7 protein-coding genes, 2 rRNA genes and 1 pseudogene are annotated in these 12,500 nt (G+C 41.5%); 2 read left to right on the top strand and 8 right to left on the bottom strand.

Annotation, left to right across the window (positions count from 1 at the left end; genetic code table 11):
* Positions 1-160: 160 nt before the first annotated feature.
* From C1726_RS15765 to C1726_RS15750, 4 genes and pseudogenes are all read right to left on the bottom strand, one after another.
* A 16S ribosomal RNA gene (locus C1726_RS15765) occupies positions 161-1,711 on the bottom strand.
* Positions 1,712-1,991: 280 nt separating this feature from the next.
* Positions 1,992-3,083 carry an HD-GYP domain-containing protein gene (locus tag C1726_RS15760; RefSeq protein WP_102273346.1) on the bottom strand — a complete coding sequence of 364 codons (1,092 nt, stop codon included), beginning with the start codon at positions 3,081-3,083 and terminating at the stop codon, positions 1,992-1,994.
* 94 nt (positions 3,084-3,177) lie between these two features.
* Positions 3,178-3,387: pseudogene (locus tag C1726_RS15755) on the bottom strand (DNA gyrase C-terminal beta-propeller domain-containing protein); the annotation flags it as partial.
* 156 nt (positions 3,388-3,543) lie between these two features.
* Positions 3,544-5,094: ribosomal RNA gene (locus C1726_RS15750) — 16S ribosomal RNA — on the bottom strand.
* A gap of 523 nt (positions 5,095-5,617) precedes the next feature.
* Here C1726_RS15750 and C1726_RS15745 point away from each other — a divergent pair.
* Together C1726_RS15745 and C1726_RS15740 are read left to right on the top strand one after the other, a co-directional pair.
* Complete coding sequence (locus C1726_RS15745; RefSeq protein WP_082631932.1) at positions 5,618-5,782, top strand: aspartyl-phosphate phosphatase Spo0E family protein; 165 nt, start codon at positions 5,618-5,620, stop codon at positions 5,780-5,782.
* A 153-nt stretch (positions 5,783-5,935) separates the two neighbouring features.
* Positions 5,936-6,931, top strand: coding sequence for a potassium channel family protein (locus C1726_RS15740; RefSeq protein ID WP_102274039.1), 996 nt, complete (start codon positions 5,936-5,938; stop codon positions 6,929-6,931).
* A 36-nt stretch (positions 6,932-6,967) separates the two neighbouring features.
* Here C1726_RS15740 and C1726_RS15735 read toward each other — a convergent pair whose 3' ends face one another.
* The 4 genes from C1726_RS15735 to pruA all read right to left on the bottom strand — a co-directional run.
* Entirely contained in the window at positions 6,968-8,317 is a 1,350-nt protein-coding gene (locus C1726_RS15735) for a glucose-6-phosphate isomerase (protein WP_102274038.1), read from the bottom strand.
* 28 nt (positions 8,318-8,345) lie between these two features.
* The gene (locus C1726_RS15730; RefSeq protein ID WP_102274037.1) at positions 8,346-9,509 is read right to left on the bottom strand and encodes an iron-containing alcohol dehydrogenase; all 1,164 of its coding nucleotides are present in this window, start codon (positions 9,507-9,509) and stop codon (positions 8,346-8,348) included.
* Between the two features lie 137 nt (positions 9,510-9,646).
* The gene (locus tag C1726_RS15725) at positions 9,647-10,846 is read right to left on the bottom strand and encodes an ornithine--oxo-acid transaminase (protein WP_102274036.1); all 1,200 of its coding nucleotides are present in this window, start codon (positions 10,844-10,846) and stop codon (positions 9,647-9,649) included.
* A gap of 124 nt (positions 10,847-10,970) precedes the next feature.
* The coding region (pruA, locus tag C1726_RS15720) for an L-glutamate gamma-semialdehyde dehydrogenase (protein WP_102274035.1) at positions 10,971-12,500 on the bottom strand (1,530 nt) is incomplete at its 5' end.

Below are 12,500 nucleotides of genomic sequence, written 5' to 3'. Positions count from 1 at the left end.
ATTTAATAAGAGAAAACTAAGATGGCGATTACTCGGTTATTCTTCTTTATATACATTATCTAGTTTTCAAAGAACAAATTCATATGAGAGAATTGCTCTCTCAAAACTGAACGAACAATGAAACGTCTTTTAATGAAGTTAGACTTCATTTCATCCTTAGAAAGGAGGTGATCCAGCCGCACCTTCCGATACGGCTACCTTGTTACGACTTCACCCCAATCATCTGTCCCACCTTAGGCGGCTGGCTCCTTGCGGTTACCCCACCGACTTCGGGTGTTACAAACTCTCGTGGTGTGACGGGCGGTGTGTACAAGGCCCGGGAACGTATTCACCGCGGCATGCTGATCCGCGATTACTAGCGATTCCGGCTTCATGCAGGCGAGTTGCAGCCTGCAATCCGAACTGAGAATGGTTTTATGGGATTGGCTAAACCTCGCGGTCTTGCAGCCCTTTGTACCATCCATTGTAGCACGTGTGTAGCCCAGGTCATAAGGGGCATGATGATTTGACGTCATCCCCACCTTCCTCCGGTTTGTCACCGGCAGTCACCTTAGAGTGCCCAACTGAATGCTGGCAACTAAGATCAAGGGTTGCGCTCGTTGCGGGACTTAACCCAACATCTCACGACACGAGCTGACGACAACCATGCACCACCTGTCACTCTGTCCCCCGAAGGGGAAAGTCCTATCTCTAGGATTGTCAGAGGATGTCAAGACCTGGTAAGGTTCTTCGCGTTGCTTCGAATTAAACCACATGCTCCACCGCTTGTGCGGGCCCCCGTCAATTCCTTTGAGTTTCAGCCTTGCGGCCGTACTCCCCAGGCGGAGTGCTTAATGCGTTTGCTGCAGCACTAAAGGGCGGAAACCCTCTAACACTTAGCACTCATCGTTTACGGCGTGGACTACCAGGGTATCTAATCCTGTTCGCTCCCCACGCTTTCGCGCCTCAGCGTCAGTTACAGACCAGAGAGTCGCCTTCGCCACTGGTGTTCCTCCACATCTCTACGCATTTCACCGCTACACGTGGAATTCCACTCTCCTCTTCTGCACTCAAGTCTCCCAGTTTCCAATGACCCTCCCCGGTTGAGCCGGGGGCTTTCACATCAGACTTAAAAGACCGCCTGCGCGCGCTTTACGCCCAATAATTCCGGACAACGCTTGCCACCTACGTATTACCGCGGCTGCTGGCACGTAGTTAGCCGTGGCTTTCTGGTTAGGTACCGTCAAGGTACCGCCCTATTCGAACGGTACTTGTTCTTCCCTAACAACAGAGTTTTACGATCCGAAAACCTTCATCACTCACGCGGCGTTGCTCCGTCAGACTTTCGTCCATTGCGGAAGATTCCCTACTGCTGCCTCCCGTAGGAGTCTGGGCCGTGTCTCAGTCCCAGTGTGGCCGATCACCCTCTCAGGTCGGCTACGCATCGTTGCCTTGGTGAGCCGTTACCTCACCAACTAGCTAATGCGCCGCGGGCCCATCCGTAAGTGATAGCCGGAGCCATCTTTCAGCTTTTCCACATGTGAGGAAAAGAATTATCCGGTATTAGCTCCGGTTTCCCGAAGTTATCCCAGTCTTACAGGCAGGTTGCCCACGTGTTACTCACCCGTCCGCCGCTAATCTTTGGGAGCAAGCTCCCTCAGATTCGCTCGACTTGCATGTATTAGGCACGCCGCCAGCGTTCGTCCTGAGCCAGGATCAAACTCTCCAATAAATTGTGAGTTGATTAGCTCATAAATACCTTTTTTTTTAAAAGGCAAAATAATAAACGTTGACGTTTTTTGTTCGTTCAGTTTTCAAAGAGCAATAGATTAAATAAATTTAACTTCTTTTTCAGAAGCAACTTTATTAATATATCATATATTTCTTGAAGAGTCAACAAAGATTTTTTTGTGAAATCTTTTCTCTTGCTGACTTGAATAAGTATATCAACCTACTATAATAATTGCAAGTGTTTTTTTAGTAAATATAAAAATAGACCGTACAAATACGGTCTATTTTAGTACTTCTTCTATAAATAATTGGCGATTCTTTTCTAAATGGATAATCTCATCCGTTTGGGTAATTTTCACAAGTGGTCTCGTTGGTGACTTTTCTTCTATAAAGAGAATTTCTGCTACACGATCATCAGATAATTTTACACTGCTTCCAATTGAAAAGGTCATTATACCTGATCCTATAGCTTGCATTGCAGTAATATCATATTTTCCAAACATATCTTGAAGCATCATCTCTAATACTTTAAACGGTGATTGCTTCCGTCTGTATAATCGGCTGCATGTCATAGCATGAAATGTATCAGCAACACCAATGATTTTAGCAAAAATATTAATTTTATTATTTTTCTCTCCTAAAGGATATCCGCTGCCATCTAATCTTTCATGATGCTGTAAAATGCCAATCTTTGTACTTTCCCTTAAAAGAGAAATATTCTGAACCATTTTATACGAATAGGTTGTATGTTTTTTCATTTCTTCAAATTCCTGTTTTGTTAATGTAGACTTTTTATTTAAAATAGCTGGTTTAATTTTTGCCATTCCAGCATCAGATAAACATCCCCCAATAGCAAGCTGAACAATGTCACCCTTATTCATTTTAAGTTTTTTTCCTATAAACGCACTAATAAGTCCCACTGCAACCGCATGTTGATATAAATACTCATCTTGCGTTGATAGGTGGTGCAAGGAGAATAATTCAGATGGGGTTACTTCCGACTTTTCTACTAAAGGGATCATGATATTCCTAATCTTTGAAAAATCAATAGGGATACCTGCTTGCCAATTTTTAAATTCCTTCTTATAATCTCGGACACCAATTAAAAAGGCATCTTCCAGACTAGCTTCCATTATAGTTGGAACACTTTTTTGCTCAATCCCATCATCATCTAGAATTTCCCTAGGCTGAAATGGTGAACCATTAACCATCAATTTGTCTACATGAACCTCTCTAATTAAAAAGGCTTTTAATATTCCAATTAATTCATTCGTAATAATTGTCTTTTTACTAACGATAGGGCGATTTGTCAGACTGTAAATATCCTCCGATAAAATACACCCTTCTAGAAGTTCATTTATATTAACACGCATTTTTTTACACCTCAAATGTCATGAGTCCTTATTACTATTCTACTCCATTTTAATAAAAAAGAGGAACACTAAATTGTGTTCCTCCTCTTTATTATTACTCCTGCTCATTAACCTCATCATCTTCAAGGTGTGGATCAGCACTTTCAATTGGCTTTGTTAATTCTTCTTCTGTTTTATCCTCATCTTTTTCAACCTTCGTAACAGTAGCAACATATTCATTTTGGCTTTCATCTAAACGAATGAGTCTTACCCCTTGGGTATTACGGCCCATTGTTGAAATATCACTTACTGCCATACGAATAAGNATAAGAGAAAACTAAGATGGCGATTACTCGGTTATTCTTCTTTATATACATTATCTAGTTTTCAAAGAACAAATTCATATGAGAGAATTGCTCTCTCAAAACTGAACGAACAATGAAACGTCTTTTAATGAAGTTAGACTTCATTTCATCCTTAGAAAGGAGGTGATCCAGCCGCACCTTCCGATACGGCTACCTTGTTACGACTTCACCCCAATCATCTGTCCCACCTTAGGCGGCTGGCTCCTTGCGGTTACCCCACCGACTTCGGGTGTTACAAACTCTCGTGGTGTGACGGGCGGTGTGTACAAGGCCCGGGAACGTATTCACCGCGGCATGCTGATCCGCGATTACTAGCGATTCCGGCTTCATGCAGGCGAGTTGCAGCCTGCAATCCGAACTGAGAATGGTTTTATGGGATTGGCTAAACCTCGCGGTCTTGCAGCCCTTTGTACCATCCATTGTAGCACGTGTGTAGCCCAGGTCATAAGGGGCATGATGATTTGACGTCATCCCCACCTTCCTCCGGTTTGTCACCGGCAGTCACCTTAGAGTGCCCAACTGAATGCTGGCAACTAAGATCAAGGGTTGCGCTCGTTGCGGGACTTAACCCAACATCTCACGACACGAGCTGACGACAACCATGCACCACCTGTCACTCTGTCCCCCGAAGGGGAAAGTCCTATCTCTAGGATTGTCAGAGGATGTCAAGACCTGGTAAGGTTCTTCGCGTTGCTTCGAATTAAACCACATGCTCCACCGCTTGTGCGGGCCCCCGTCAATTCCTTTGAGTTTCAGCCTTGCGGCCGTACTCCCCAGGCGGAGTGCTTAATGCGTTTGCTGCAGCACTAAAGGGCGGAAACCCTCTAACACTTAGCACTCATCGTTTACGGCGTGGACTACCAGGGTATCTAATCCTGTTCGCTCCCCACGCTTTCGCGCCTCAGCGTCAGTTACAGACCAGAGAGTCGCCTTCGCCACTGGTGTTCCTCCACATCTCTACGCATTTCACCGCTACACGTGGAATTCCACTCTCCTCTTCTGCACTCAAGTCTCCCAGTTTCCAATGACCCTCCCCGGTTGAGCCGGGGGCTTTCACATCAGACTTAAAAGACCGCCTGCGCGCGCTTTACGCCCAATAATTCCGGACAACGCTTGCCACCTACGTATTACCGCGGCTGCTGGCACGTAGTTAGCCGTGGCTTTCTGGTTAGGTACCGTCAAGGTACCGCCCTATTCGAACGGTACTTGTTCTTCCCTAACAACAGAGTTTTACGATCCGAAAACCTTCATCACTCACGCGGCGTTGCTCCGTCAGACTTTCGTCCATTGCGGAAGATTCCCTACTGCTGCCTCCCGTAGGAGTCTGGGCCGTGTCTCAGTCCCAGTGTGGCCGATCACCCTCTCAGGTCGGCTACGCATCGTCGCCTTGGTGAGCCGTTACCTCACCAACTAGCTAATGCGCCGCGGGCCCATCTGTAAGTGATAGCCGAAGCCATCTTTCAGCTTTTCCACATGTGAGGAAAAGAATTATCCGGTATTAGCTCCGGTTTCCCGAAGTTATCCCAGTCTTACAGGCAGGTTGCCCACGTGTTACTCACCCGTCCGCCGCTAACTTTTGGGAGCAAGCTCCCGCAAGTTCGCTCGACTTGCATGTATTAGGCACGCCGCCAGCGTTCGTCCTGAGCCAGGATCAAACTCTCCAATAAAGAGTAAGATTAGCTCTTAAGTTTAAAACTTGAATTAACGTTGACGTTCTTGCTTTGTTTAGTTTTCAAAGAACTATTTATTGAAGCAGGACTTTATTCTATCATTCTATCTGAATGCAGTCAATTACTTTTTTAAAATAATTTTTTCAGTCCAGCAACAGAGACTTATTATAATTCATAAAACAATCTCTGTCAACATTAAATGAAGTATTTACTGAAAACAAGATTCACTCTTCATTTCCATGAACCTCATTAGATTTATTATATTAATATACTTTTTTAAAGAAGTCAACAGCCCCTCATAAATAATTTTCTTAGCAGGAAAATAATAGATACGATCAATATATATAAACATTACTGCAAGATATGTTAATTAAAAAGATTGATCACATTTAAGAGATTATTCTCTACAAGAAATAAGCTTTTTTGTCTTATTCTTAGAACTTTTGTCGAACCTATTTCGGAATAAGAAATATCTCCTATAATACAAGTAAGAGAAGATATTTAATAGGAGAATGGTTAAATGAATAAGATTACCCTTGAACAATTAGTACTAAGACGCATTAATAAAATAAGAGAGGAAATGATACTTACCGCTCATGAAACTGGAATTGATAGCATCGAAACGCTAAAATCCAGCCAAAAGTTGGATCGATTAATATACCTTCATCTTTTGCATTTTTCTTAAAAACAGCTAATAGATAATAGCTTCATTCACAATCAATTAGTGAATGAAGCTATTTTGTTTATCCACGAATTTCCCTTATCAATTATGAAACCCTATCATTTCGTCCATAATTATGTATAGCGGACTATGCTAATTATTATAGGGGTGCAAAACATGTCATATAATTTCTTCAATCTCTTCGTTCGATTGCCGCTTTTTCTAAGAGTTCTTATTATTGCTCTTATCGTAATTATTTCATTTGGGTCATTCGTTCATTTATTAGAGCCCAAACAATTCCCAACCATTTTCGAAGGGGTATGGTGGGCTATTATTACCGCTTCTACAGTTGGTTATGGTGATTTTGTTCCTAAATCTGTACCTGGCAGGCTAGCAGGAATGGCTCTTATCTTAACAGGAGCTGGTTTTTTAGCAACTTATTTCGCCAGTTTAGCTGCAGCTGCAGTCACAAAGCAAAATGAATTTTTGGAGGGGAAAGCAAATTTCAAAGGGAAAGATCATATTATTGTTATTGGCTGGAATGAACGAACCCGCGGAATTTTACATACGCTTTGCACAAACAATAAGAACATCTCAATTGCTTTAATTGATGAATCCTTGGATAAGAATCCCTTACCCAATATGAATGTTCATTTTATTCAGGGACGTTCGAATCTGGACGAAATTCTTATTAAGGCGAATATATTTGATGCAATAAAAGTAATTATTACTGCAGACCCAAACAAAGGAGAGCTGCAAGCAGATATGGGGTCAATTTTAACACTGTTGGCAGTAAAGGGGCTGAACCGCGAAGTTCAATGCATCGTAGAAATCTTAACATCCGAACAGGTAGCAAATGCCAAAAGAGCTGGAGCCGATGAAATTGTACAAACGAACATTCTGACTAGTTATGTAATGATAAATAGCATCTCCTCACAGCAACTCGTTACATCCTTTTTGGATTTATTAAACCAGCTTGATAAGAGAAACCTAACTTTTAAGCCCGCCGTACCTGAAGTCGTTAATATGACATTTATGGATTTAAGCCACTTGCTTATGAAAGAAGGCATCCTTTTATTAGGGATAAAAAGAGGGGAGGAGACACTGTTGAACCCTTCCCACCCATTTACAATTATTCAGCACGATCAGCTTATCGTTATAATGAATGATTAAATCAGAGCGTCATCGCATTCGATGACGCCCTTACTATTATTTAAGCCGTTTTTCCAGTTCTGCTTTTTTCTCTTCAAAGCCTGGCTTTCCAAGGAGGGCAAACATATTTACTTTATATGCTTCGACTCCAGGCTGATCAAAAGGATTGACACCCAATAAATATCCGCTCATTGCACAAGATTTCTCAAAGAAGTATACAAGATAGCCAAACGTAAACTCATCTAATTTCGGAACCGAAATAATTAGATTTGGCACACCCCCATCTGTATGGGCAAGCATTGTTCCTTCAAACGCTTTATTATTGACAAAATCCACACTCTTCCCAGCAAGATAGTTCAAGCCATCTAAGTCATTTTCTGCTTTCTCTATGAATAATTCGTGACGAGGTTCCTCCACCTTTATAACCGTTTCGAAAAGATCACGTCTTCCCTCTTGTACATACTGCCCTAACGAATGAAGATCCGTTGAGAAGTTTGCTGATGATGGATAGATTCCTTTCTGGTCCTTCCCTTCACTTTCACCGAACAACTGCTTCCACCATTCTGAAAAATATTGAAGACCTGGCTCATAATTTATGAGCATTTCAATTGTTTTTCCTTTGTTATACAAAATATTCCTGACAGCAGCATACTGATAAGCAGCATTTTCCAGGAGTTCAGATTTACTGTATTCCTCCCGGGCTTGTGCTGCTCCTTCCATCATTTGCTCAATATCAGCTCCGCTAACAGCGATCGGCAACAATCCAACAGCAGTTAAGACAGAATAACGGCCGCCAACATCATCAGGAATGACGAATGTTTCATACCCTTCTTCCATCGCTACTGTTTTTAATGCCCCTCTCGCCTTGTCCGTTGTCGCATATATTCTATTTCGCGCTTCTTCCTTGCCATATTTCTTTTCTAAAAGCTGCCGGAAAATACGGAAAGCGATGGCAGGTTCTGTCGTTGTACCCGATTTGGAGATTACATTAATCGAAAAGTCCACACCTTCAAGAAGATCAATCACATCATTCATATAGCTTGAACTAAGATTATTACCTACAAATATAACTTGAGGAGTGTCTCGTTTCTCCTTCGAAAGCACATTATAAAAATGATGGTTAAGCATATCAATCGCAGCACGGGCACCTAAGTATGATCCGCCAATCCCAATCACCAATAAAATATCAGAATTGCACTTAATTTTTTCTGCTGATTTTTGTATACGAGCGAATTCTTCTTTATCATAATCAACCGGCAAATCAATCCACCCTAAATATTCATTTCCTGCACCTGTTCGCTCATGTAATGAATGATGTGAAACCTTAACAGCATCCTGTAGATATGTAATCTCATGTTCACCAAAAAATTGAAGTGCATTTGAGTAATCAAAACGAATATGCGACATGTTTCATCCTCCACATTCCCAAAATTTCTTATAAGGATGCCTTGTAAATATCCATAACATCCTTATTGCTTAATTTAGCAAAGTTGCCAAACTCGCCATTCACCGTCGCTTTGTCTGCCATAATCTGAAGTTTGCTTGCATCAATGCCATAGTCAGCCAGCCTTGCCGGTGCACCAATTTTAGTCCAAAATTCACGAAGCTTTTCAATGCCCTCTAAAGCTGCTTCTTCTGCTGATTTCCCTGAAGGATCAATACCAAACACTCTTACGGCAAGCTGTTTAAATCTTTCTGGTTTTACATGGAGATTGTGCTTCATCCAGTTCGGGAACAGAATAGCTAAGCCGCCGCCATGAGGAATATCATAAACTGCAGATACGGCATGCTCAATATTATGTGTTGCCCAATCCCCGCGATACCCCATGTTTAATATGCCATTTAGCGCCATTGTACCCGCATATAAAATGGTTGCACGATATTCATAGTTTTCGAGGTCAGAAAGAAGCTTCGGTGCAGTTTCCATAACAGTAATCAGCAATGATTCACACATACGATCCTGAAACTCTGTATTCTCAGCTAAATGGAAGTAATGTTCAAGAACATGCGACATCATATCAACAATGCCATACACCGTTTGATCTCTAGGAACTGTATATGTATGAACAGGATCCAAAATAGAGAACTTCGGAAAAACAGCAGGGCTTCCCCAGCCATACTTCTCATTTGTTTCCCAATTCGTGATAACAGAGCCTGAATTCATTTCAGAACCAGTGGCAGCTAAAGTTAAGACAGTACCGAAAGGCAGCGCTTCTGTTGCAAAAGCCTTTTTAATGACTAAATCCCATGCATCCCCATCATACTTCGCTCCAGCTGCAATGGCTTTTGTACAATCAATTACACTTCCGCCGCCAACTGCTAAGAGAAAATCAATGCTATTTTCCTTACAAATTTCAACACCCTTTCTAACAGTCGAAATTCGCGGATTTGGCTCGACTCCCGAAAGTTCAAAAACCTCTGCATCCATACGCTTTAATTCAGTTATTACTTTCTCATATAGACCATTTCGTTTAATGCTTCCGCCGCCGTAAACTAGTAAAACCTTGTTTCCGTACTGAGGGATTTCTTTATGTAATTGTTCGATCTGATCTTTGCCAAAAATTAATTTGGTTGGATTCCAAAAAGTAAAATTTTGCACATTAACTCTCTCCTTTTTGTATAGTATTATCCTTCATTTGCATTATTATATCATTAGTGATTCTAGAGTTATGTCGAAAAGGCTTGAATAAAAAAATCCTTGCACATCATCATGTGCAAGGATTTTTTGCTCTATTATCAGCTTAATACCTTTTTAATACGTTCAATTGCCCAATCTAAGTCCTCTTCGCTAATCACTAAAGGCGGAGCAAAGCGAATAACGGTATCATGCGTTTCTTTACATAATAGACCTTCTTCTTTTAATGCTTCACAATATTTCCGTGCTGGTTCTGTTAGTTCTACACCGATAAATAGACCACGGCCTCGAACCTCTTTAATGATTGGATTGTTAATTTCTTTTAATTTTTCTTTAAAGTATTCCCCAAGCTTTAGCGAACGTTCCGCAAGCTTTTCCTCCACAAGAACATCAATCGATGCAATGGAAACTGCACAAGCCATTGGGTTTCCTCCAAATGTAGAGCCGTGTGATCCCGGATTAAATACGCCAAGAACTTCCTTATTGGCAACAACACATGAGATTGGGAAAACGCCTCCTCCAAGCGCTTTACCTAAAATATACATATCAGGATCTACATCTTCCCATTCACAAGCAAACATTTTGCCTGAACGAGCCAGACCCGCTTGGATCTCATCTGCAATAAATAAAACATTATTTTCTTTACAAGCTTCATACGCTTTCTTTAAGAAGCCCTCAGGAGGAATAACGATACCTGCTTCTCCTTGAATCGGTTCAATTAAGAACGCAGCAGTGTTTTTAGTAATAGCATTTTTCAATGCTTCTAAATCTCCATAAGGAATTAATTTAATACCTGGCAGCATTGGACCAAAGCCACGCTTGTATTCTTCATCAGAAGAAAGAGAAACAGCTGTCATTGTTCTTCCATGAAAGTTCCCGATACATGCGATGATTTCTGCTTGATTGTCTGCTACTCCTTTTACATCATATGCCCAGCGGCGTGCAGCTTTAATCGCCGTTTCAACTGCTTCTGCCCCAGTGTTCATCGGAAGCGCCATTTCTTTATTTGTCAGTTTACAAACCATTTCATACCATGGGCCAAGCTGATCGTTATGGAAAGCACGTGAAGTAAGTGTTACTCGATCCGCTTGATCTTTTAAGGCTTGAATAATTTTAGGATGTCGATGTCCTTGGTTTACTGCTGAGTAGGCACTTAACATGTCCATATATTTATTGCCTTCAGGATCCTCAACCCAAACTCCCTCTGCTTTTGAAATAACGATTGGCAGCGGATGATAATTATTTGCCCCGTATTTTTCAGTCTGTTCGATTAAACTATTTGAATGTGTCATTTGAGTCATGAAAAACCATTCCCCCATTTCGATTAAATACTCATTCATTGTAACCTAAATCACCAAAAAGAGTCATTTAAATACATATAAATCGATGTACAATTAGTGTACCCTTTTCGAACAAGCTTATATATTAGAACATTTCAGAAGTTGTTTTTGCTTGCATATGAAGCTGGATGTAGTCAGGACCGCCTGCTTTTGAGTCTGTTCCTGACATATTGAAGCCGCCAAATGGCTGGTATCCAACGATCGCACCTGTACATCCACGGTTGAAGTATAGGTTTCCAACATGGAAATCTTCACGTGCTTTTTCGATATTCTTACGGTTATTTGTGATAACCGCTCCTGTTAAACCATATTCTGTGTTGTTCGCAATTTCAATTGCATGATCGAAATCCTTTGCTTTTGTAAATCCAACAATCGGACCAAAGATTTCCTCTTTCATGATGCGAGCTTCTGGATCAAGGTCTGCGAAAATTGTCGGCTTAATGAAGTAGCCTTTGGAGTCGTCTCCTTCTCCGCCTGTCATAAGCTTTCCTTCTTTTTTGCCAATTTCAATATAGCTCATGATCTTATCATATGCACTTTGATCGATTACTGTAGCCATGTAGTTATTCGGGTCCGTTGGGTCCCCTTGTGTTAATTCATTTGTTAATTCAACTGCACGATTTAACACTTGGTCGTACACATCTTCAACGATGACTGCACGAGAGCATGCAGAGCATTTTTGCCCTGAGAAGCCAAATGCAGAGGCAACGATCGAAGTTGCAGCTAACTCAAGATCCGCTTCCTTATCGACAACGATTGTGTCTTTTCCGCCCATTTCTGCAATGACACGCTTCATCCAAACTTGGCCTTCGCTTAATTTAGAAGCACGTTCAAAAATACGAAGACCTACGTCACGAGATCCTGTAAAGCTAATGAAACGTGTATCCTTATGGTCTACTAAGTAGTCGCCCACTTCTGCACCGCTTCCTGGTACAAAGTTTAACACACCTTTAGGAAGACCCGCTTCTTCCATGACCTCAACGAATTTTGCGGCAACAACTGGAGTAGTTGAAGCTGGCTTTAAAAGAACTGTATTTCCCGCTACGATTGCCGCAACAGTCGTTCCAGCCATGATCGCTAATGGGAAGTTCCATGGTGAAATGATGATTCCAACACCTAATGGAATGTAATCATAACGGTTATATTCATTTGGACGGCTGTTTACAGGCACGCCTTCTTTAATTTTCAACATTTGACGAGCATAGAATTCAAGGAAATCAATTGCTTCTGCTGTATCTGCATCCGCTTCATTCCATGGCTTGCCTGCTTCTTTTGTTAAAAGTGCAGAAAACTCATGCTTGCGGCGGCGAATGATGGCAGCTGCTTTGAATAATACGTCTGCACGTGTTTCAGCTTTTACTTTTTTCCATGTTTTAAACGCTTCTACTGCAGCTTGCATCGCTTTTTCAGCAAGATCGCGGTTTGCTTTAGACACACGGCCAATTACTTCTGTTTTATTAGCAGGATTATAAGATACGATTTTCTCTTCTGTAGAGATGCGCTCTCCGTCGATAACTAGATCGTAATCCTTCCCTAAATAGCTTTCAACTGTTTTTAACCCAGTTAAATAGGCTTGATGATTTTCTTCCAATTTAAAATTAGTAAATGGTTCATG

Source organism: Cytobacillus massiliigabonensis (assembly GCF_900199725.1).
In the GTDB taxonomy this organism is placed as follows: domain Bacteria; phylum Bacillota; class Bacilli; order Bacillales; family Cytobacillaceae; genus Cytobacillus; species Cytobacillus massiliigabonensis.
The sequence above is the reverse complement of the archived record's forward strand: the minus strand, read 5'-3'. Positions and strand labels throughout refer to the sequence as shown.